The sequence below is a fragment of the Rugamonas aquatica genome (assembly GCF_009380215.1).
Lineage (GTDB): Bacteria > Pseudomonadota > Gammaproteobacteria > Burkholderiales > Burkholderiaceae_D > Rugamonas > Rugamonas aquatica_B.
In genome coordinates this window covers 44,860-66,968 of the sequence record NZ_WHUG01000002.1, presented here as the reverse complement: position 1 = coordinate 66,968, position 22,109 = coordinate 44,860, and the positions used below count along the sequence as shown (strand labels likewise).

The following is a 22,109-nucleotide window of genomic DNA, read 5'->3' as shown; positions in this document are numbered from 1 at the left end:
CGCTTGCGCCGAAATACCACAGTTTTGAGGTCAGGCGCGCTGTTCGGCCCACGACGCCATGCTGGCCGGCGCCTGCGGCCGCTCGCCATGCTGCTGGGCGCGGTACTGCATCGGCGTCATGCCAGTCAGCGCCTTGAACTGGCGGCTGAAGGCGCTGTGGTCCGAATAGCCGCAATCGTTGGCGATGTCGGCGATGCTGCGGGCCGGGTCGGCTTCGATCAGCGCCAGCGCGCCGTCCAGCCGCGATTGCAGCAGCAGCTGGCGCGGGCTGTAGTGGAACACGCGCTGGAACAGGCGCTCCACGCGCGCCAGCGGCAGGCCGGCGTCCTGCGCCAGCTGGTTCAGGCACAGGGGCTCGCGGTAGTGATCGCGGATGTGCTGGGCGATGCTGGCGATTTGCCGGTACACAGGATGCAAGTCGTCCGCCAGGCCGAGGTCGTGCGAGGTGCCGACCAGCCCGACGATGGCGCCGGCATCGTTGCGCAGCGGCGTCTTGTGGGTCAGGCACCAGCCGTGGCGGCGGTTGGGGTACAGGTGCAGTTCCAGGTGCTTGTTGATGGTGTGGCCGGCCTCGATCACCTCGCGGTCCTGCGCCATATAGGTCTGCGCCAGATGGCGCGGATGCACTTCCAGTACCGTCTTGCCGACGATTTCCTGCTTGGTGCGCAGGCCGCAGCGCCGCACCAGCGTGCGGTTGGCGGCCAGATAGCGGCCGTCACGGTCCTTGACGAAAAACGCGACATCACTCAGTTCATCGAACAGGATTTCGATCGCATTCAACTCGACATTTTGCATCGCTCCTCCAGTTGCTTAGGTGGCAAGATATTCCATCTTACCTCATCCCTCCGCGCACGGGAACCTCACTGTTTTTTTGCCGACACAGCTATCGCGCCGTATCCCAGCCGCGCGAGCGCTCGACTGCGCGGCCCCACTGCCCCAGCAATTCGGCGCGGCGGTCGGCCGGCATGGCGGGCTCGAAGCGGCGGTCGCACGACCACTGCGCGGCGATCTCTTCCTGCGTCTCCCAGTAGCCAACCGCCAGCCCGGCCAGATAGGCCGCGCCCAGCGCCGTGGTCTCGGTCACGGTGGGCCGCACCACCGGCACGCCCAGCAGATCGGCCTGGAACTGCATCAGCAAATCGTTGCGGGCCGCGCCGCCGTCGGCGCGCACCTCGGTCAGCGGAATGGCGCGGTGCGAGGCTTCGACATCCTTCTGCATCGCCGCCATCAGCTCCGCGCTTTGATAGGCGATCGCCTCCAGCGCGGCGCGGGCGATGTGGCCGCGGTTGCTGCCCCGGCTCAGGCCGACCAGCGCGCCGCGCGCATACGGATCCCAGTGCGGCGCGCCCAGCCCGACAAACGCCGGCACCATGAACACGCCACCGTTGTCCGGCACGCTGGCGGCCAGCGCCTCGACATCGCCCGAGTGCTGGATGATGCCCAGCCCATCGCGCAGCCACTGCACCGTGGCGCCGCCCATGAAGACACTGCCCTCCAGCAGGTAATCGGTGGCGCCGTCGACGCGCCAGCCGACCGTGGTCAGCAGCCGGTTGTGCGAGGCCACCGGATGCCGGCCCAGATGCATCATCATGAAGCAGCCGGTGCCGTAAGTATTCTTGACCATGCCCGGCTTCAGGCAAGCCTGGCCGAAGGTGGCGGCCTGCTGGTCGCCGGCGATGCCGGCCACCGGAATCTCCGCGCCGAACAGCGCGGCCCTGGTATGGCCCACCTCCTCGCTCGACGACACCACCTGCGGCAGCATCTCCTCGGGAATGTCGAACAGCTGCAGCAGGTCGTGGTCCCAGCGCATCAGGTGTATGTTGAACAGCATGGTGCGGGCGGCGTTGCTGACGTCCGTCACATGGCGGCCGGTCAGCTTGTAGGTCAGCCAGCTGTCGATGGTGCCGAAGGCCAGCGCTCCGTGCCGCGCCCGATCGCGCGCGCCGGGCACGTGATCGAGCAGCCACTTGAGCTTGGTGGCGGAAAAATAGGCGTCCAGCTCCAGGCCGGTGATGTCGGTGATTTTCTTGGCCTTGCCGTCGGCGCGCAGCGCCTCGCAGGTGTCGGCCGTGCGGCGGTCCTGCCAGACGATGGCCGGCGCGATCGGCTCGCCGCTCTTGCGGTCCCACACCACGGTGGTCTCGCGCTGGTTGGCGATGCCGATCGCCAGGATCTGGCCGCCGTCGACATGGTTGTCGTGCAAGACCTTGCGCGCCACCGTGAGCTGGCTGTTCCAGATCTCGTTGGGGTCGTGCTCGACCCAGCCGGGCTGAGGGAAATGCTGAGGGAATTCCTGCGCCGCGCTGCCGCAGATACGGCCCTGATGGTCGAACAGGATGGCGCGCGAGCTGGTAGTGCCTTGATCCAAGGCCAGTATGTATTTTTTCATCGGCAAAGTCCCCGGGGGTGTCGCGGCGTGCGCGTCGGTCCCGCGGCAGCCGCGAACATCGTTATTAGTTGAAGCAAGCCGATAGGCCGGATTTTGTTACGGCGCAGGCGAACCTGCGCTATGACAGCCATTCCTCTAGGCGCTGGATTACTCCAGCGCTCAAGCTTCCTACCCGCACGCTCCGCGAGCAGCATCATCGCGTGCCTATTTGGAATTGCACCAGGTGGAGGTTACCGCGTTTCACCGTAACTTAATACGCTCGTCTCTGTGGCCCTATTCCTCGCCTTATACCTTGGGCTTGCGCTTACGGCTTTCAGCGGACGGCCGTTAACCGTCACCCCGCTCTATGGAGTCCGGACCTTCCTCCCGCCAGGCATTACGCGCTGGCCAGCGGCTGTCTGGCTTGCTTCAACCGCTATTGTAACAGCCCGCCCCTGCAAATCTGAAATTTGGTGTCGCCATTAGAAAAGCCGCCCCCGCAAGCCGGCCGTAGAATGACGCACACCTATACCAATAAGGCGACCCTCATGACGCAACCATCCCGCACCGGCGGCCAGATCCTGGTCGATGCCCTGAAGATCCACGGCGTGGACACCGCCTTCGGCGTGCCCGGCGAAAGCTACCTCGACGTGCTCGACGCGCTGCACGACTCCGACATCCGCTTCATCATCAACCGCCAGGAAGGCGGCGCCGCCTTCATGGCCGACGCCTACGGCAAGATGACCGGCAAGCCCGGCATCTGCTTCGTCACGCGCGGCCCGGGCGCGACCAACGCATCGATCGGCGTGCACACGGCCTTCCAGGATTCGACCCCGATGATCCTGTTCATCGGCCAGGTCGGCAACGACTTCGTCGACCGCGAAGCCTTCCAGGAAATCGACTACCGCCGCATGTACGGCCAGATGGCCAAGTGGGTGGCGCAGATCGACCGCGCCGACCGCGTGCCGGAATACATCGCCCGCGCCTTCCAGATCGCCACCAGCGGCCGTCCCGGCCCGGTGGTGCTGGCGCTGCCGGAAGACATGCTGACCGCCGTCGCCGCCGTGGCCGACACCCGCGCCTACCAACCGGTGCAGGCGTCGCCGTCGGCCGCGCAGATAGCCCAGGTGCGCTCGCTGCTGGCCGGCGCCAAGAAGCCGCTGGTCCTGCTGGGCGGCGGCGGCTGGAATGCGCAAGCCTGCGCCGACCTGCAAGCCTTCGCCGAAGCCAACCATCTGCCGGTCTCGTGCGCCTTCCGCTTCCAGGACTTGCTCGACAATGACCACCCGAACTACATCGGCGACGTCGGCATCGGCATCAACCCCAAGCTGGCCGCACGCGTGCGCGAAGCCGACGTGATCCTGGCCATCGGCCCGCGCCTGGGCGAGATGACCACCGGCGGCTACGCGCTGATCGCCGCGCCGGTGCCGGCCCAGCGCCTGATCCACGTGCACGCCGACGCCGAGGAACTGGGCAGCGTCTACCAGGCCGAACTGATGATCAACAGCGGCATGCCGCAAGTGGCGGCGATGCTGGCCGCGATGGCGCCGGTCGACAGCGCCGCGTGGCGCGGCAGCGTGGCCGAGGCCAAGGCCGACCTGACCGCGTGGCAGCAGCAGCCGCCGATCTTCCAGGACGGCAAAGCGCCGCTGGACCTATGGCAGGTGGTGCAGCAGATCGACCGCATCACGCCGCACGACACCATCATCACCAACGGCGCCGGCAACTACGCCACCTGGGCGCACCGCTTCCACCGCTACGGCGGCATGCGCACCCAGCTGGCGCCGACCAGCGGCGCGATGGGCTACAGCGTACCGGCCGGCGTGGCCGCCAAGATCGTCGATCCGGCCCGCACCGTCATCACCTTCGCCGGCGACGGCGAATACATGATGAACGGCCAGGAGCTGGCCACCGCCGTGCAATACCGCGCGGGCGTGGTCATCATCGTGTTCAATAACGGCATGTTCGGCACCATCCGCATGCACCAGGAACTGCACTATCCGGGCCGCGTGTCCGGCACGCAGCTGCACAACCCGGACTTCGCCGCGCTGGCCGTGGCCTATGGCGGCCATGGTGAAGTGGTGGAAGCGACGGCGGACTTCGCGCCGGCGCTGGAGCGCGCGCTGGCCTACGCCAACAGCAAGCAGCTGCCGGCCGTGATCGAGCTGCGCTACGACGGCAACCTGATCACTCCGGGCGCCACGCTGGAAACCATCCGCAAGAACGCCCAAGCGGCCAAGGCCGCGAAGTAAGCGTCAAAAAAACCGCCGGCTCACAGGCCGGCGGTAGTGGTCTTGCCGGCCTCGATCATCGGCGCCGGCGATTCAGGCGCCTCCGGCGCTTCTTCGATCTCTTTTTTCTTCTTCGACGCCGGGCAGGCGCGGCAAGCGCCGGCCTTGCGGCCGTAGTCCGTCACCAGCGACAAGCGCATCGGCACCGACTCATCGCCGCAGTAGCCGCCATCCAGCACCAGCGTCTTGCCGCCGTCGGCCAGCTTGCCGCTGATGACGCGCTCGTCCTCGTCCGGCGGCTGCACCGTGAAGTACAGCTGCTTGCCGCGCGGATCGATCGTGACCTCGCTGGCCACCACCGGCCAGCTCAAGCCGCCGGCCGTGTATTCATACAACACCGTGTCCACTTCTGAAAACCGTTGCAGCGTGATGCGCTGCCCGCCGAACTCGCCACTGTCCGCATGGACGCACAGGTCGGAGTACACCAGCATGCCGTAGCGCGGCAAGGTACCGGCCGGCGCGGCCGGCTTGCGCGCCATCTTCGGCGCGGCGAACACCGCGCAGGAGGCCAGCAAGATGGCGCTGGCCATGGCGGCACGTCGGGTAGTAATCATGGTAACGGCTTTCAGAAATGAACAACGGCTGCACCAGGCAGCCGTTGTGGATTCTAACTGATCAGATCAGATTAGAAGGAGTGACGCAGGCCCAGATTGAAAGCCTTGTCGCCCGAACCAGCTTCGGTGTTGTTACCAACGGTGTAGCTAGCGCCGTTTTTGTTTTTGATCTTAGCGTAAGCAACATAGGTGCTGGTGCGCTTCGACAGAGCGTACGAGTAGCCAACTGCCCACTGGTCTGCATCGTGGTTAGCGATTTCTTTGTCGTTCTTACGGGTGTACGACGCCATCAGGGTGCCGTTCGCGCCGATAGGAGCGGTAGCGCCGATCAGAGCAACGTTGCTGTCTTTCGAAGCAGCAGGGGTAACAGCGTAGCCGAATGGGTTGTTGGTGTTAGCCAGAGCCGAGCTGTTGGTACCCTTGTCTTTGCTGAACGCAGCGTAAGCTTTAACAACGACGAAGTCGTAGTTAGCAGCGATCAGGGTGTTGTGGCCAACGTCGGTGCTCAGTTTAGGAGCAACGGTGTCGTTGTTACGTGCGTTGTAAGCAACGCGAACGTTCAGAGGACCGTTCGAGTAGCCAGCCCAGCCGCCGATTTGACGTTGTGCCGAAGCGTCGCCAGCTTGCTCGCCTACCGAGTAGGAGATCTCGCCTTGGAAACCAGCAACCGATGGCGACTGGTAAACGATGGCGTTGCTGTTGCGGGTGTTGTTGCCAGCCACGCCGAACAGGTTTTTAGCGGTACCAGCGTAGCCCAGAGCGAACGGGTCAGCCACGTCGCGCAGGGTTTCGTAGTAAGGGGTGTACTGACGACCCAGGGTCAGTTGACCAGCGGTGGTCGATTTCAGACCAACGTACGACTGACGGTTAGCGATCGAACCAGCAACATCGGACTCACCGGTGTCAACTTTAACGCCCGATTCCAGCACGAAGACAGCGCTCAGACCACCGCCCAGATCTTCCGTACCTTTGAAACCCAGACGGGAGGCCGAGCCTACGCCGCTGGTTACTTTGGTGGTGTTGGCAACGCCGCCGCGCTCGCTAACGATACCGGCATCAACGATACCGTAGATCGTGACGTTCGATTGAGCGAACGCTGCGGAGCTCATTGCGCCCAGGACGGCCATGGCGATAAGGGATTTTTTCATTACGTGTTTCCTTCAGTTGTGTTGCTGTAAAAAGGTAAAGCTAGTATTGCGGCGTGTTCGGTGCTTATCGGCGCCATCTGCAGCGCCGTCTGTGCGTGAGGGCAAACTCCCCAGCTGCCACGATGCGGTCCCAGCTGCGGGACGCGTTCACTTAAATTGCGGCCGATTAAATCGACGCCGGCTTTATCGCGACGCAAATTGCGTCGGAGGCGGCACTATACTGATGCTTTGCTGGTCTGCCAAGTGTAAAAGCGTTCATGTTGACCCCAGTCACTCTTGCCAGAAATTCAAAACACCCGCATTTTACCGCATCGCAATATTTCCTGCCGAGTTAGCCAACTAGCCCGGTATTTCCGCCCGATGCATCCATTGCAGCACCCCGTGGTACGGGCTGCCCGAGTGACAAATGCAAGATCTATGCATGCGTTACTACATCGTTGTCGGACCAAGTTAAAATAGCCACTTTGCTATTTCTGACGCCATTTTATACTGAAGCGCCCCGATGTTCGCCTCGACTCAATGGTAATAAGCTTACAACTCAGGACATTGTTTGGCAGTTTAAAGCGGCAAAATAGCCCGGAAGCCAACTTTGCTCATAGTGTTAGCGCTTTATTTGTGTAGGAAATTCTGTCGCGCGCGCAAGCTGTTGCAGTGCATCAGCAATTTGTAAGAAATTGCTACCTGTTGCATATTGGAGACAAAACCACCATCACCCCTTGCAAATTCACGGCGAATGCGGTGAGAAACATTCATTCCCTGCATGAATTCCATGCATGCCCCTCCCTACTTGATCCAGCGCAATCCAACGCCGCCGCCACCGTGGAAATTGGACTGCCTACAACAGCCAGCCAATATTTTTTTCATCCCGACAAATTATTTTGTCCAGGACATCGATGGGGCAAAACCGATATTCAGTTCATTAGTTCTTGATGTCAACTGTGTGTCGTGGACAAGCTCTTTTCTGTGGCTTGCGCGAAGCAAAACACGACGGCGGCGCGATACTTTCGGGCGCGAATCGAATGTAAAATGCAGGTCGCGTTGTCACGGCCCGGCCGCCAGCGCACTGTGCACCCGGACCCTGTGCCAACCCTTGCGACTGTCAAAAAAATGGCGGCCGCGTATGCCTGATGACTACTAAAGTTTCCTCACAACCAGTTCCGAGCACGATCAGCGACGTTGAGCGCGACACCGGCGTCGCCAAGGAAACCCTGCGCGTGTGGGAACGGCGTTACGATTTCCCCCAGCCGCTGCGCGACCCCAACGGTGAACGCGTCTATCCGATCGAGCAGGTGCACAAGCTGCGCCTGGTCAAACGGCTGATCGACCTGGGCTACCGCCCCGGCAAGGTCATCCAGTACAGCACCGACGAGCTGCGGGCCCTGACCGGCCAGGCCGCCGTCAGCATGCACGGCGCCACGGTGCCGCCGCCGGAACTGCAAAGCTATCTGGATCTGTGCAAGAGCCACCAGATGGAAGCGCTGCGCCGCAAGCTGTCGCAGGCGCTGCTGATGATGGGCCTGAAGAGCTTCGTGATCGAGCTGGTGGCGCCGCTGACCACCCTGATCGGCGAAGCCTGGGCCGGCGGCTCCCTCGCCACTTTCGAAGAACACTTATATACAGAGTCGTTGACGGTGGTCATGCGCAGCGCCATCTTCGCCATGCCGCAGGCCAACGCCAGCAACCTGGGCGCGCCGCGCATCATGCTGACCACGCTGCCGCAGGAACGTCACGGCCTGGGCCTGCTGATGGCCGAGGCGATGTGCGTGGCCGAAGGCGCGCACTGCATCTCGCTGGGCGTGCAGACGCCGCTGCTCGACATCGTCGAAGCGGCGCGCGTGCAGCGGGTGGACATCATCGCCCTGTCCTTCTCGGTGGCGATGAACGCCCGCCAGGCGCTCGACGGCCTGACCGAGCTGCACACCCGCCTCGGCGGCGGCGTCGAATTGTGGGCCGGCGGCGGCAACGCCGCGCTGCGCCGCCGTCGTCCGCCCCATGTGCGGGTGTATGCGCTGTCCGACATCAGCGGCGCCATTGCCGAATGGCGCTTGCGCCACGCCGCCGCCGTCGCCGGCTGAAATCTTGTCATTCCGGTAGCATAAAGAGGCCGCCGCGCCGCGCTCTGGTAAAATACCCGCATTTCCCCGTGTCCGGCGCTGCCGGACATCAGCTTGAAGCGCCCCCAACCACATGTCCATGTTTAGTTTCTTCAAGAAAAAACCCGTCGCCCCCGAAGTGCCAGTGGCGCCCGCGCCAGCCGCGGCGCCAGTCCCGTCCCCAGCAGCCGTAACGTCCGACCTGCCCGACTTGCCTGATCTGTTGCCCATCGAGGAGCCCGCGCCCAAGCTGTCGTGGATGTCGCGCCTGAAGGCCGGCCTGTCCAAGACTTCCAGCAACCTGTCCATCCTGTTCGTCGGCGCCAAGATCGACGATGCCCTGTACGAGGAGCTGGAAGCGGCGCTGCTGATGTCCGACGCCGGCATCGACGCCACCGAATATCTGCTGGAAGCGCTGAAACAAAAGGTCAAGGACGACAAGCTGCTCGACGCCGCCGCCGTCAAGGCCGCGCTCAAGCTGCTGATGATCGACCTGCTGACGCCGCTGCAACGCCCGTTCGAGCTGGGCCGCCACCAGCCGACCGTGATGATGATCGCCGGCGTCAACGGCGCCGGCAAGACCACCACCATCGGCAAGCTGGCCAAGCACATGCAGTCGCACGGCCAGTCGGTGCTGCTGGCCGCCGGCGACACCTTCCGCGCCGCCGCCCGCGAGCAGCTGATGGTCTGGGGCCAGCGCAACAACATCACCGTCATCTCGCAAGCATCCGGCGACCCGGCCGCGGTCTCGTTCGACGCCGTCCAGTCCGGCAAAGCCAAGGGCCTGGACGTGGTGATGATCGACACCGCCGGCCGCCTGCCGACCCAGTTGCACCTGATGGAAGAGCTGAAAAAGATCAAGCGCGTGATCGGCAAGGGCCTCGATGGCGCGCCGCACGAAACGCTGCTGGTCATCGACGGCAACACCGGCCAGAATGCGCTGGCCCAGGTCAAGGCCTTCGACGACGCCCTGCAGCTGACCGGCCTGGTGATTACCAAGCTGGACGGCACCGCCAAGGGTGGCGTGCTGGCCGCCATCGCCCGCGTGCGTCCGGTGCCGGTTTACTTTATCGGCATCGGCGAGAAGATCGAAGACTTGCAACCCTTCGTCGCCGCCGAGTTCGTCGACGCCTTGCTGGGATAAGCCCACTCCATGATCGAATTCCGTAACGTCTCGAAACACTATGCCGCCGACACCACGGCGCTGCGCGATATTTCGCTGACCGTGGCCAAGGGCGAGCTGGTGTTCCTGGCCGGCCCCTCGGGCGCCGGCAAGTCCACGCTGCTGAAAATGATCGCCGCCATGGAGCGCCCCAGCGCCGGCCAGGTCATCGTCAACGGCCAGGACATCGCCCGCATCAAGCCGGCCGCCGTGCCCTTCCTGCGCCGCAACCTCGGCCTGATCTTCCAGCAGCAGCGCCTGCTGACCGACCGTTCCATCCTGGCCAACGTCATGCTGCCGCTGCTGGTCACGGGCGCCTCGCGCGCCCAGGCCGAGCAGCGCGCCCGCGCCGCGCTCGACAAGGTCGGCCTGCTCGAACGCGCCGACGCCCAGCCGCTGGCCCTGTCCGGCGGCGAGCAGCAGCGGGTATCGATCGCGCGCGCCATCGTCAACCGGCCGCAGGTGATCCTGGCCGACGAACCCACCGCCAACCTCGACCGCGCCAGCGCCGACAAGGTGCTCGACGCGCTCAAGGCCTTCCACTCGGTCGGCGTCACCTGCCTGATTTCCAGCCACGACGAGCAGATGCTGGACGCCGCCGCGCGCGTGATCCACCTCAAGCAAGGTCAACTGGAGGTAGCGGCATGACGCTCTGGTTCCGCCAACACCGTTACGCGCTGGCCGCGGCCCTGGTGCACCTGCGCCGCTCGCCGGGCGGTTTTTTGTTCAACATATTAGTAGTGGCGATCGCGCTGGCCCTGCCGTTCGCCGGCCTGACCCTGCTCGACAATGTGCGGCCCATGTCCGAACAGCTGTCGGTCGATCCCGAAATCAGCATCTTCCTCAAGCAGGACACCCCGCGCGAGCAGGCCGAGGCGCTGGCCGTGTCGCTGCGCCAGACGGTGCGCGACAAACAGGCCAAGATCGTCTTCACCCCGCGTGAAAAGGCGCTCGACCAGCTCAAGGACAAGAGCGGCCTGGCCGACGTGCTGACCACGCTGGGCGAAAACCCGCTGCCCGACAGCTATGTGCTCAAGCTCGACGCCTTCCGCAACGCCCAGGCCGGCGGCGACGTCGACCAGCTGGCCGAACAGATCCGCGCCCTGCCCGGCGTCGACACGGTGCAGGTCGATTCGGCCTGGGTCAAGCGCCTGGCGGCCCTGCTCAACGTGCTGCGCCTGGCCCTGCTGCTGCTGGCGGCCACGCTGGGCACGGTGGTGGTGGCGGTGATCTTCAACACCATCCGCCTGCAGGTGATGACCCAGCGTGAGGAAATCCTGGTGTCCAAGCTGATCGGCGCCACCGACAGCTTCATCCACCGCCCCTTCTACTACACCGGCGCGCTGCTGGGCCTGTGCGCGGGCGGCGTGGCGCTGGGCGCCGTGTCGCTGGCGCTGCAACCGCTCAACCTGGCGATCGCCGAATTCGCCCGGTTGTACGCCTCCGAATTCCAGCTGGCGCCGCTGCCGCCGCTGGCCATGGGCGGCCTGCTGGCCCTGTCCGCCGGCCTCGGCCTCATCGGCGCCCTGCTGTCCGTGCAGCGCCACCTGTCCCGCCTGAACTGATCCCCCGCGTTTCCGTGCGCTCCCGTACGGAAACGCCCCTCCTGCCCGCCTATCATTAAGTCAACCCTAAGCTCCTGCGCGCATGCTTGATATAACAGAAGCCATGATGCGTAAAAACCTCATAGTATTTTTACTATCGCTGCGATAAATATCCAGCGATTGGCACTCATCGAAGGAGAGTGCTAATATATGTGTACTGAAGAGCAAAACAGTTCTCTACAGCAATTTTGAAACATTGAGACTAAGCAATATCATCGAGCGAAGGAATGAAAATGACTATGATGTCCGCACCGACCGCATTGGTACCAGCCACCAATAGCGCCCTGGGACTCGGGTTCACTGGCAACCTGGGCAACCTGGACGCCTACATTTCGGCCGTCAACCGCCTGCCGATGTTGACGCACGACGATGAAGTCTCGCTGGCCAAGCGCCTGCAGGAAAAGAACGACTTGGGCGCCGCCCAGGAGCTGGTGCTGTCGCACCTGCGCCTGGTGGTATCGATCGCGCGCGGCTATCTGGGCTACGGCCTGCCGCACGCCGACCTGATCCAGGAAGGCAATATCGGCCTGATGAAAGCCGTCAAGCGCTTCGACCCCGACCAGGGCGTGCGCCTGGTGTCGTACGCCATGCACTGGATCAAAGCCGAGATGCACGAGTACATCCTGAAGAACTGGCGCCTGGTCAAAGTGGCCACCACCAAGGCCCAGCGCAAGCTGTTCTTCAACCTGCGCAGCCACAAGACCGGCCTGGACGCGATGACGCCTACGCAAATTGACAGCCTGGCCAAGCTGCTGGACGTCAAGCGCGAAGAAGTGATCGAGATGGAAACCCGCCTGAGCGGCCGCGACATCGCGCTGGAATCGCCGAACGACGATGAAGACGACAAGTTCGCACCGATCGCCTACCTGTCGTCCGAAGCCAGCGAGCCGACCCGCGTGCTGGAAGCCGAGCAAGTGACACGTCTGCAATCGGAAGGCCTGGAAGAAGCGCTGGGCAAGCTGGACGCCCGTTCGCGCCGCATCGTCGAAGCCCGCTGGCTGGCCAATGACGACGGCTCCGGCGCCACGCTGCACACGCTGGCGGAAGAATTCGGCGTCTCCGCCGAGCGCATCCGCCAGATCGAAGTCGCCGCGCTGAAGAAAATGAAGGGCGCTCTGGCCGCTTACGTATAAGCCACCGCGCGTTAAAAAAAGCCGCCCGGTTTGCACCGCGCGGCTTTTTTGTTTTTGCGGGCTGTTTGCTGCCCGTTGTTATGCCGCCAGGCTCTGCGCCAGCAACTCGCCGACCAGCTGGTTCAGGTCGATTTCGCGTTCCTTGGCCTTGGCGTGCAGCTGCTGCACCAGATCGCCGTTCAGCTTGACCGCGAACGGCACCAGCCCCAGCGCCTGGTCGCGCTTGCGCTGCTCACGCTTGTCGACCACTTCGGCCACCTTGCCGAAGCTGGCGGCGCCAGGGGCGGACATCTGGCCCATCAATTTTTTAGCGTCGCTTTTCGCCATGCCGGTCTTTTTCATTTTGTTCGATCAATGTGATTCAGGGCCCCCATTCTACGGCACGCAACCGGAAGTTTGACGTGGCGCGGTAAATCCGCGTTTCGTGCGACGCGACAGTGATCTTTTTGCTAAGCTTGCCGTCTACTTCGAAGGAAGAGGTAATTATGAAAACCACACTACTGCGGCAGTTGATTATCCTGCCGCTGCTCATCGCCGCGATGGCCCTGCTGCACGCCTGCGGCTCCGCGTCCGCCGTCGGCCGCGCCGGCGCCGCGCCGGCGCAACAGCCTTTCGCACAGGACTACGTGCTGACCCAGGGCGCCAGCGTCGCCATCGCGCCCGCCGCCACGCCCGGCATCAGCGGCGCCACCGCCAGCGCGCCCAGCCTCAAACTGGAGCGCGTCAACGACAGCCGCTGCCGCACCGGCGCCGTCTGCGTCTGGGCCGGCTACATCAGCTACAGCTTCGCGCTGACCGCCGCCGACGGCAGCACCAGCAACTTCGTGCTGTCGGACAGCATGCCCAACGCCAGTCCCAGCGTCACGCAAAACGGCCTGACGTTCACGCTGACCGGGGTCGAACCGCAGGCGGTCCCTGCCAAGAATGAAGCCGCGCCGGATTATCGGGTAAGCTTGAGGGTGAGCAACGCACCTTCATCCTAACCCGAGACCCGCGCCCACATGACCCAGCTCCGCCGCCCCGCCCGCACCGTCCTCGTCTCCACCATCATCGTCACGCTGCTGCTGCCATCGGCGGCCTGGGCCAAGACCCCGGTCGCCACGGGCAGCGGCGGCGCCGTCGCCACCATCAGCGAACCGGCGTCGCAGGCGGCGCTGGCCATCCTCAACCAGGGCGGCAACGCGATTGATGCCGCCGTCGCGGCGGCCGCTACCTTGGGCGTGACCGATCCGTTCAGCTGCGGCATCGGCGGTGGCGGCTTCATGGTCATCTACCTGGCCAAGGACAAGCGCGTCATCACCATCGACCACCGCGAAACCGCGCCGGCCAACTTCACGCCCACCGTGTTCCAGCAGGATGGCAAGGAAATGAACTTCGACACCGTGCTCGCCAGCGGCATGGCGGTCGGCGTGCCCGGCACCGTGCGCGGCTGGCACGAAGCGCTGGACCGCTACGGCTCGATGTCGTTCAAGCAGGTGCTGGCGCCGGCCATCCGCGTGGCCGCTAATGGTTTCACCGTCAACGACAATTTCTCGCACCTGGTCGAAGGCAACCTCGACAAGTTCAAGCTGTTCCCCGACACCGCCGCGCTGTACCTGAAAAACGGCAAGGCCATCGCGTCCGGCACCATGTTGCGCAACCCCGGCCTGGCCAAGGCCTACCGCGAACTGGCGGCCGGCGGCGTCAAGGTTTTCTATGAAGGCAAGATAGGCCGCGCCGTGGTTGACGCGGTGAACCGGCCAAACGTGGCAGCCGGCGTGCAAGTGCGCGCCGGCCAGATGACCATGGCCGACCTGTCCAACTACGAAGCGCGCCTGCGCCAGCCGGTGCACAGCACTTATCGCGGCTACGATTTGTACGGCATGCCCCTGCCCAGCAGCGGCGGCATCGCCATCGCCGAAGCGCTGAACATCCTCGAAGGCTACGACCTCAAGGCCATGCCGAAAGAGAAGGCCGAACACCTGTACCTGGAAGCGAGCCGCCTGGCCTTCGCCGACCGCAACGCCTACCTGGCCGATCCCGAATTCGTCGAAGCGCCGGTGGCAGGCCTGCTGAACAAGGACTACGCCGCCCGCCGCCGCGAGCTGATCAATCCCAACCAGGCCAGCGTGCAGGCGCCGGCCGGCGATCCGTATCCATTCCAGAACGACCTCAGCGTGCCGCTGCGTCCCAACGCCAACAAGCTGCTGGCCGAAGGCGCGCACACTACCCACCTGACCGTGTCGGACAAGGACGGCAACATCGTCGCCTACACCTACACCATCGAAGCCTGGGGCGGCAGCGGCATCGTCGTACCCGGCTACGGCTTCCTGCTGAACAACGAGATGACCGACTTCGACTTCTCCGGCCCCGCGCCCAACGTGCCGGAAGCGGGCAAGCGTCCACGCAGCAGCATGTCGCCGACGCTGGCCTTCAAGAACGGCAAACCGGCCTTCTCGATCGGCAGTCCCGGCGGCGGCACCATCATCACCACCGTGCTGCAGACCATCTTCAACTACGTCGACCTGGGCATGAGCATGCCGGACGCGCTCAACGCGCCGCGCCTGTCAGAACGCAACGGCATGGCCACCGATGTCGAGCCTGGCTTCGCCGGCAGCAGCCAGGCCAGGGCGCTGGAGAAGACCGGCCAGCACTGGAACAAGCCCGAAGAAATCGGCGCCGCCAACGCGCTGGTGTTCAACCCGGACGGCACCGTCACCGCCGTCAGCGAAGGCCACCGCCATGGCGCCGGCAGCGCGCTGGTGCAGAAGCCCGCGCACTAGGGCATTGTCAAATCACGGGAAGGTCAGGTCCATCCCGAGCATCCTGATAAGGACGAAGGTGACGAGGCCCAAGCCCAGCAGCGATAGCACGAAGGCAGCGGCCACCTGGCCGCCTGCGCGCAGCACCGCGCGCTTCTCCTTCGTCTTCCTCCCTTGATCGTAATGCCACTTGATAGCGAAGAACATCCCCGTGCCGAGCACGAGAAACTTGAACGTCACAAAGACTACAGGGATCCATTCCATCATTTTGAGTATTTCCAGGCTATTACTTGACACTATCTGTCGTGAGGAAAACTCCCTCAAAACGCCGCTTCAGCAGGCATACTACGCAAAAGCAATTTCCATACATCGAGACAAATTGTCCCACTTGAAAACCATACAAGACGAAAACTTGCCAAGCTGGCTGCCGCGATTGGCCGTGCAAGGCGGGCCACGCTTCTTGCAGATTGCCGATGCCTTGCAGGCGGCAATGGCAAATGGATCGCTGAAACCGGGCGACCGTCTACCGACACAGCGCCAGTTGGCAGCACAACTGGACGTCGACCTGACGACGATCACGCGCGCATACGACGAAGCCAGACGCCGCAACTTGCTGGAGGGCCGCGGCGCCCGAGGCACGTATGTCGCCGCGCCGAAAGTCGAGTTGACCTCCATCCTCGACCTGAGCATGAATACCCCACCACCACCGGAAGGCGTGGACTTCGACGACATGTTGAAACAAGGTCTGTCTCAGGTACTGATGAGGGCAGACAGTGAACTGCTGATGACTTACCACTTGGCCGGAGGGAGCGACTCCGACCGCAAGGCTGGCGCCAAATGGCTCGAACCGATGTTCGGACATCTGGATGCTCAGCAGCTTGTTGTCTGTCCGGGTGCGCAAGCGGCGATCGCCGCGTTGATCCTTGCGCTGACGGAGCCTGGCGATGTGATCCTGGCAGAGCCCATGAGTTATCCCGGCCTGCGTGCCGCAGCGACCCAGTTCGGCCGGCACATCATCGCGGTGGCAGCGGACAAGCACGGGATGCAGCCAGAGATGCTTGAGCAAGCGTGCCGCCAGCACAAGCCCGGGCTGGTCTACCTCAATCCGACACTGCAGAACCCGACCGCCATCACCATGCCGGCGCGCCGGCGCAAGGAACTCGCCAGCATCGCCAAGCGCTGCAAGGTGCGCATCATCGAGGACGATCCCTACTGGCTCCTGGCCGATGCCCCGCCACCACCAATTGCCACGTTTGCCCCGGAACAGGTGTACTACATTGCCACCCTGTCGAAATGCCTGACGCCCGGCTTGCGTGTCGCCTACGTGCTGATACGCGACCCGCACGAACGCGAACGTTTCCTGGCCGCGCTCAGATCATTCGCGCTGATGGTCGCTCCTCTGACGGCCGCACTGGCCACTCAGTGGATACTCGGCGGTTCGGCTGACGGATTGGTGGAGGGCATACGCAACGAGGCGCGCCTGCGCCACCGCATGGCGCGGGACATTCTGGCGGGGCGGTACAGCGGCGCCGGAGACGGCCTGCATATATGGCTTGAGTTGCCGGCGTATTGGAACTCCTCGCAGCTTGCGCGTGCAGCCGATAGCGAGGGCATCGCAGTCACGCCGGCAGAAGCATTCGCCACCGGCAGCGGAGCCGCGAACGCAATTCGGATCTCGCTGGGCAGCATCAAGGACCGTGGACGCTTACAGGCGGGGCTTCAACGGCTGTCTCACCTGCTTGCACGGCGTCCCGAGTCGTTCAGCGTTGTTTAACTGAAGACCGGTATGCGGGCGTTGGGCGAACGGCGATACGTCCAGCTCAATGTCCGCAGCATAGCCGATTCGGATTGCCCCGCAGGTTCGGCCATCAGCGCGGCCATCGCGCCGGCGGCAAACGCGCAGGCCAGCGCCTGGCCCGGACACGCGTGCACGCCATGCCCAAAGCCGAATTCACGTCCCTGCCCTCGCGGATCGCGATTGGCCGCCGCCAGCACCAGCAATATCGTTTGTCCCGCCAGCACTGGCACGCCGCCGATCTCGCAATCGTTCGCCACGAAGCGGCGCGTGTTCTGGATCGGCGGATCGAAGCGGCTGACCGCCCGCACCAGCGCGGCCACGTCCTCCTCGCCGCTGCGCTCCTCCGGCTGACGCGCCAGCGCCAGCACGCTGTTGCCGATCAGGCCAGCCGTGGCTTCGTAAGTCTGCGACAGCAAGCCGACCAGATTGGCCAGCAAAGCATGCGACTCGTTCCAGCCCACCGCGTCCGCCTCCGCGACCACCTGCGCCAGCAGACTGCCCGGCGCGGCCGACGCCGACGCCTCGCGCATCAACTCCTTGAAGCCGGCCAGCAGCGCCTGCGCCGCCGCATGCGCGCGTTCGATCTGCGCCGCATCGCTGTACGGCGACAGGCAGGCCACGAACTCACCCATCCACGCCGCCACCGCCGGCAAGCGGCTGTCCGCAAAACCCAGCAGGCTCGCCATCGACGACACCGGCGCCTCGAACATCCAGTCGGCCAGCCCATCGTCGCGCCACAAGCGCCGGCCGATCTGCGCCGCACACTGCTGCGCGGCCTGCGCGCTCACGCCGGCCAGCGCCCGCTGCAACGCCAGCTTGGGTTGCGCATGACGCTCGCCATCGTTCATGCGTACCAGCGCGCCGAACACCTGCCCCGCCGCGCCGCCCGCAATCGCCGCCGGCACCGGCTCGGCCACCGGCCGCACGCGACACTCAGGATGCCGCATCACCGCCATCACATCGTCGGCGCCGGCGGCGATCCACAGCCCGAGGCCTGCATCGAAATGCAGTCCTTGCCGCGCCAGCAATCCGTCGTAATATGGATAAGGGTTGGCATGCGTGACCGCATCCAACGCGTGTTTTGGGGGAGTATAGGAAGTCGTCATGTGACCAGAATGCCACCAAATCCCGCGCAATAGTTAGGCCTGCGCCGAAGTAAGGCCGTAGCTAAGCCATGTTTAAGAATCAGACAACAAACTGAATCATCGATACCACTGCGAGGAACGCAATGAAAAACTGGGCACGCGCCAACAAAGGCTTCTTACTCTTCCTGATGCTGTTCGGGATCTTCCGCACCGCCATCGCCGACTGGAATCCGATTCCATCCGCATCCATGCACCCCAATCTGCTGGAAGGCGACGTGGTGTTCGTCAACCGCCTGGCCTACAACGTCAAGGTGCCGCTGACGGACGTCGTCATCGGCACCACCGGCGAACCGCAGCGCGGCGACATCGTCACATTCTCCTCGCCCAAGGACGGCACGCGCCTGATAAAGCGCGTGATCGCGTTGCCGGGCGACCGCGTCGAGATGCGCAACGAACGCCTGGTCATCAACGGCCAGCAGGCAAGCTACGCGCCGCTCGGCCACGGCACCGAAACCGTCAAGGGCCTCGGTGACCTGGCCGCCCTGCACATCGGCGAAACCATCGCCGACGCCCGCGCCCACAGCATCCAGCTGATGCCGGAGGTGCAGGCCCGCCGCGATTTCGCGCCCGTCACCGTACCGGCCGGCCAGTACATGATGTTGGGCGATAACCGCGACAACAGCGAAGATTCGCGCTACATCGGACTGGTGCCGCGCGCGCTGCTGATCGGCCGCGCCGAGCGCGTGCTGGCCTCGGCCGACATCACCGGCAACTGGCATCCGCGCACCGAACGCTTCGGCATGAGCCTTTACAAAACCGCGCCGTAAGCCCTCCCCGCCGTATCCCGGCGATGCTATGATGAATATAGATTCTCATAACATTGTCGGGAAAAACATGATTGAATTCCAGGGACTGTCCAAAGTCTACGGCGGCTTCGATGCCGTCAAACCCCTGAACCTGACCGTCAAGCGCGGCGAAGTCTTCGGCTTCCTCGGCCCCAATGGCGCCGGCAAGACCACCACCATCCGCATGATGATGGGCATCCTGGTGCCCAGCGCCGGCCAGGTCCACATCGACGGCCTCGATTGCCACACCGAGCCGGCCGAAGTCAAACGCCGCGTCGGCTACCTGCCCGACACGCCCATCTTCTACGACTACCTGCGCGGCCGCGAGATCCTGCAATTCGTCGCCGAGATGCACGGCTATTCGCGCACCGAAGCGGCCGAACGCGGCGCGCGCCTGCTGGCCGAATTCGGCTTGCAGGAAGCGGCCGAGGACTACGCCGTCAACTACTCGCTGGGCATGAAGAAGCGCCTTGGCCTGGCCTGCGCGCTGATCCACGACCCGGTGGTGCTGATCCTTGATGAACCGATCAACGGCCTCGATCCGCGCGCCTCGCGCGACGTGCAGGAGCGCCTGCTGGCGGCGGCCGCGCGCGGCGTCACCATCTTCGTCTCCACCCACCTGCTGGACATGGCGGAAAAGCTGTGCGACCGTGTCGGCATCATCCACCACGGCCAGCTGGTGGCCACCGGCACGCTGGATGAAATCCGCGCCGAGGCCTCGGCCAGCGGATCGCTGGAAGACGTGTTCCTGAAGATCACCGACGAAGCTGCGGCGGAGCCCACCGAATGACGCAGCAAGCCATACAGCCATTGACGCAAGGGCGCGCCATCTGGCTGATGATGAAGATGCGCCTGACCCGCCAGCGCAACATGGTCGCCAACCACCTGTTCAGCAAGTTCCGCAAGAAGCAGGGACGCAACGGCATCGGCAAGAAAAGCAGCCTGTGGGTGCTGACCCTGGTGATGGTCGCGTTCATGCTGTTCACCTTCTTCAACGTGTCGCGCAACGTGGTGCTCAATATGGACTGCAGCCTGTCCGCGCAAAGCGCCTGCCACGTGGTCGGCAAGGAAGGCGAACGCTTTGACGACCTTGAACGGGCCGCCGCCGAACTGCACGCCGCGCCCTTCCGCCCCGAGCTGGCGCGCGGCCTGACGATGGTGGTGACGCTGCTGTTCGGGATCGCCGTCCTGCTCCCGCTGGGCAGCAAGGAACTGGCGCAGCCCGACTGGGATATGGAATGGCTGGTGACGATGCCGGTCGAACGCTCCACGCTGTTGTGGGGCCGCCTGCTGGAACGCAGCGCCGCCAACTTCAGCGGCATGTTCGCGCTGCTGCCGCCGCTCGCCGTCATTGGCTGGTACTCGGGCCTGGGGTGGTACGCGCCGCTGGCGGCACTGCTGGCCATGGCCCTGCTGCTGCCGCTGGCCGCGCTGCTGCACACGCTGGCCGACACTGGATTGCGCATGTGGCTCCCCGCATCCCAGCTGCGCAACCTGCAAGCCCTCACCGGCTTGTTCAGCATGCCCCTGATCTACTTCATCATGGCGCTCGGCATGCCCGGCGCCAGCGGATTCGTGATGGACTGGGCGCGCGCCTTCCCGGCGTGGACCGTATGGACGCCGCCCGGCATGGTGCTGCAAGCGATGCAGGCGCCCGGCGTGGGTGCGGCCGTGTACATGGTCGCCATCCTGCTGCTGGAAACCGCAGTGCTGATGTGGACCGGCGTGGCGCTGATGCGCTACCAGCTGCGACACGGCGTGGTCAACTCCGGCGCGCGCGAAAGCGTGCGGCGCAAGCAGCCTGCCGCCGCGCCTTCCGCTACCGCCGCCGATGCCAGCGCAAGCGTCGGACTGCGCGCCCGCCTGGCCAACGCGCTGTCGCCGATCAAGCGCCGCGAACTGCGGCTGCTGAGCCGCGACCGCAACTTCCTCGTGCAGACGCTGTTGCTGCCGGTGGTGATCGTGGTCAGCCAGATGATCTTCAACGGTAAGCTGAACAGCTTCGCGGAGCTGGGCCAGAACCACACCACGGCCGCCGCCATCGCCTTCGGCCTGGGCGTCTACGTGCTGATGCTGTCGGCCTTCCAGACGCTGAACAACGAAGGCCAGGTCCTTTGGCTGCTGTACACCGTGCCGCGCTCGATCGAAAGCGTGTTGAAGGAAAAGGCCCAGCTGTGGGGCGCGCTGACGATGATCTATCCGCTGGTCGTCATCGGCATCAGCGCCTGGTACACCACACACTTTGAATGGCGCATGCTGGCGCTGCTGCTGATCGTCTTCGCCGGCATCCCGATCTACTCGGTGATCGCCGTCTCGCTCGGCGTGTTCGCCTGCGACCCGCAAGCGGTCGAAGCGCGCGCCCGCGTGCGGCCAACCTACATCTACCTCTACATGCTGCTGGCCAGCTTCTACACCTGGTCGATCTACAGCAGCGTGTGGTCGCAAAAACTGGTGGTGATGGTGTTGGTCGCATCGATGGCGCTGGCGCTGTGGCAGAAGGCGCGCGACGCCCTGCCCTACCTGCTCGACCCGGCCGCCGCACCGCCGCCGCGCGTCTCCACCGCCGACGGCCTGATCGCCGCCACCGCGTTCTTCATCACGCAGGGCCTGATCGCCCTGCTCATCATGAAGGGAACGAACACCCCGACGCTCAAAGCCGCGACCATGGCCTTCGCCGGCGCCGGCCTGCTGGTGTATGTGCTGATACGCTTCGTCTACTGGCGCAACAAGACCAGCGGCGTGCCGGCCATGCTGCGCGGCGGCGATCTTGCGGCGACGCTGCGCTACGGCGCAGTGGCCGCCGCCATCACCTGCATCGTTGGGCTGGCGTACATGGCCGGCCTGCAGCACACATCCGTTTGGCCTGAGATCGCAAAGCAGATGTCCGCATCGACCGGCTCGCGCGGCTGGCTGCTGGCCCTGGCCGTGCTGGCGGCGCCGCTGTGCGAAGAGTTCATCTTCCGTGGCCTGATCTACGGCGGCCTGCGCCGCTCCATGCCGGCGCTGCCGGCCATGGCGATGAGCGCCGCCATCTTCGCCGTGGTGCACCCGCCGCTGTCGATACTGCCGGTCTTCGTGCTGGGCCTGTGCACCGCCTGGACCTATGAGCGCAGCAAAACCCTGCTCGGCCCGATGCTGGTGCACGCGGTGTACAACGCCGTCATCCTGTCCTGGCAGTTCTGGCGCTGAGATAAAGGCCAGCGTGGCAGGAATTGACTGTTTTATGTCATCCTGCCACGCCGCGCAGCTCAGATAATCCCTGCCATATCCATTCGACAGGGCCGACG

At 64.4% G+C, this 22,109-nt stretch carries 20 protein-coding genes and 1 other RNA gene; 12 read left to right on the top strand and 9 right to left on the bottom strand.

Annotated elements, in window-relative coordinates; translation table 11 throughout:
- Positions 1-30 precede the first annotated feature (30 nt).
- The 3 genes from GEV02_RS04575 to rnpB form a co-directional block, all read right to left on the bottom strand.
- A complete protein-coding gene (locus GEV02_RS04575) occupies positions 31-795 on the bottom strand; it encodes an AraC family transcriptional regulator (protein WP_152836791.1) in 765 nt (254 codons plus the stop codon).
- An 88-nt stretch (positions 796-883) separates the two neighbouring features.
- Positions 884-2,389: a glycerol kinase GlpK gene (gene glpK, locus GEV02_RS04570; protein ID WP_152836790.1), complete on the bottom strand. Its 1,506-nt coding sequence runs from the start codon at positions 2,387-2,389 to the stop codon at positions 884-886.
- 66 nt (positions 2,390-2,455) lie between these two features.
- Positions 2,456-2,799, bottom strand: an RNA gene (gene rnpB / locus GEV02_RS04565) — RNase P RNA component class A.
- A 117-nt stretch (positions 2,800-2,916) separates the two neighbouring features.
- Here rnpB and GEV02_RS04560 point away from each other — a divergent pair.
- On the top strand, positions 2,917-4,620 hold the full coding sequence (locus tag GEV02_RS04560; protein ID WP_152836789.1) for a thiamine pyrophosphate-binding protein: 1,704 nt from the start codon (positions 2,917-2,919) through the stop codon (positions 4,618-4,620).
- A gap of 20 nt (positions 4,621-4,640) precedes the next feature.
- Here GEV02_RS04560 and GEV02_RS04555 read toward each other — a convergent pair whose 3' ends face one another.
- The 3 genes from GEV02_RS04555 to GEV02_RS32770 all read right to left on the bottom strand — a co-directional run bounded on the left by GEV02_RS04555 (position 4,641) and on the right by GEV02_RS32770 (position 7,132).
- Complete coding sequence (locus GEV02_RS04555; RefSeq protein ID WP_152836788.1) at positions 4,641-5,213, bottom strand: hypothetical protein; 573 nt, start codon at positions 5,211-5,213, stop codon at positions 4,641-4,643.
- Between the two features lie 71 nt (positions 5,214-5,284).
- Positions 5,285-6,361: a porin gene (locus GEV02_RS04550; RefSeq protein WP_152836787.1), complete on the bottom strand. Its 1,077-nt coding sequence runs from the start codon at positions 6,359-6,361 to the stop codon at positions 5,285-5,287.
- Between the two features lie 609 nt (positions 6,362-6,970).
- The gene (locus GEV02_RS32770) at positions 6,971-7,132 is read right to left on the bottom strand and encodes a hypothetical protein (RefSeq protein ID WP_174998978.1); all 162 of its coding nucleotides are present in this window, start codon (positions 7,130-7,132) and stop codon (positions 6,971-6,973) included.
- A gap of 356 nt (positions 7,133-7,488) precedes the next feature.
- Between GEV02_RS32770 and GEV02_RS04545 the strand changes: the two genes are divergently transcribed.
- The 5 genes from GEV02_RS04545 to rpoH all read left to right on the top strand — a co-directional run bounded on the left by GEV02_RS04545 (position 7,489) and on the right by rpoH (position 12,353).
- Positions 7,489-8,436 carry a MerR family transcriptional regulator gene (locus tag GEV02_RS04545; RefSeq protein WP_152836786.1) on the top strand — a complete coding sequence of 316 codons (948 nt, stop codon included), beginning with the start codon at positions 7,489-7,491 and terminating at the stop codon, positions 8,434-8,436.
- Positions 8,437-8,554: 118 nt separating this feature from the next.
- The gene (ftsY, locus tag GEV02_RS04540; protein WP_152837507.1) at positions 8,555-9,598 is read left to right on the top strand and encodes a signal recognition particle-docking protein FtsY; all 1,044 of its coding nucleotides are present in this window, start codon (positions 8,555-8,557) and stop codon (positions 9,596-9,598) included.
- A 9-nt stretch (positions 9,599-9,607) separates the two neighbouring features.
- Complete coding sequence (locus GEV02_RS04535; protein ID WP_152836785.1) at positions 9,608-10,264, top strand: cell division ATP-binding protein FtsE; 657 nt, start codon at positions 9,608-9,610, stop codon at positions 10,262-10,264.
- On the top strand, positions 10,261-11,181 hold the full coding sequence (gene ftsX, locus GEV02_RS04530; protein WP_152836784.1) for a permease-like cell division protein FtsX: 921 nt from the start codon (positions 10,261-10,263) through the stop codon (positions 11,179-11,181). Before GEV02_RS04535 ends, ftsX begins: the two co-directional genes overlap by 4 nt.
- Before the next feature lie 272 nt (positions 11,182-11,453).
- Positions 11,454-12,353 carry an RNA polymerase sigma factor RpoH gene (gene rpoH, locus GEV02_RS04525; protein ID WP_008445389.1) on the top strand — a complete coding sequence of 300 codons (900 nt, stop codon included), beginning with the start codon at positions 11,454-11,456 and terminating at the stop codon, positions 12,351-12,353.
- A 78-nt stretch (positions 12,354-12,431) separates the two neighbouring features.
- Here rpoH and GEV02_RS04520 read toward each other — a convergent pair whose 3' ends face one another.
- Positions 12,432-12,695, bottom strand: coding sequence for a hypothetical protein (locus tag GEV02_RS04520; protein WP_008445387.1), 264 nt, complete (start codon positions 12,693-12,695; stop codon positions 12,432-12,434).
- Positions 12,696-12,838: 143 nt separating this feature from the next.
- Here GEV02_RS04520 and GEV02_RS04515 point away from each other — a divergent pair, with 143 nt between their 5' ends.
- Together GEV02_RS04515 and ggt are read left to right on the top strand one after the other, a co-directional pair.
- Positions 12,839-13,336, top strand: a complete 498-nt coding sequence (locus tag GEV02_RS04515; RefSeq protein WP_152836783.1) for a hypothetical protein — start codon at positions 12,839-12,841, stop codon at positions 13,334-13,336.
- An 18-nt stretch (positions 13,337-13,354) separates the two neighbouring features.
- Positions 13,355-15,115, top strand: a complete 1,761-nt coding sequence (gene ggt / locus GEV02_RS04510; protein WP_152836782.1) for a gamma-glutamyltransferase — start codon at positions 13,355-13,357, stop codon at positions 15,113-15,115.
- 12 nt (positions 15,116-15,127) lie between these two features.
- On the opposite strand, the gene GEV02_RS04505 is transcribed toward ggt, so the two are convergent.
- A complete protein-coding gene (locus GEV02_RS04505; RefSeq protein WP_152805118.1) occupies positions 15,128-15,361 on the bottom strand; it encodes a hypothetical protein in 234 nt (77 codons plus the stop codon).
- Between the two features lie 130 nt (positions 15,362-15,491).
- On the opposite strand from GEV02_RS04505, the gene GEV02_RS04500 reads away from it, so the two are divergent.
- Positions 15,492-16,868 carry an aminotransferase-like domain-containing protein gene (locus GEV02_RS04500; protein ID WP_328595752.1) on the top strand — a complete coding sequence of 459 codons (1,377 nt, stop codon included), beginning with the start codon at positions 15,492-15,494 and terminating at the stop codon, positions 16,866-16,868.
- Here GEV02_RS04500 and GEV02_RS04495 read toward each other — a convergent pair.
- Complete coding sequence (locus GEV02_RS04495; protein WP_152836780.1) at positions 16,865-17,998, bottom strand: cytochrome P450 family protein; 1,134 nt, start codon at positions 17,996-17,998, stop codon at positions 16,865-16,867. The genes GEV02_RS04500 and GEV02_RS04495 overlap by 4 nt on opposite strands.
- Positions 17,999-18,120: 122 nt before the next feature.
- Here GEV02_RS04495 and lepB point away from each other — a divergent pair, with 122 nt between their 5' ends.
- The 3 genes from lepB (at position 18,121) to GEV02_RS04480 (ending at position 22,011) form a co-directional block, all read left to right on the top strand.
- Positions 18,121-18,804, top strand: coding sequence for a signal peptidase I (lepB, locus tag GEV02_RS04490; protein ID WP_152836779.1), 684 nt, complete (start codon positions 18,121-18,123; stop codon positions 18,802-18,804).
- 67 nt (positions 18,805-18,871) lie between these two features.
- A complete protein-coding gene (locus tag GEV02_RS04485) occupies positions 18,872-19,612 on the top strand; it encodes an ABC transporter ATP-binding protein (RefSeq protein ID WP_152836778.1) in 741 nt (246 codons plus the stop codon).
- Entirely contained in the window at positions 19,609-22,011 is a 2,403-nt protein-coding gene (locus GEV02_RS04480) for a CPBP family intramembrane glutamic endopeptidase (protein ID WP_152836777.1), read from the top strand. The genes GEV02_RS04485 and GEV02_RS04480 overlap by 4 nt, the downstream gene beginning before the upstream one ends.
- Positions 22,012-22,109 lie beyond the last annotated feature (98 nt).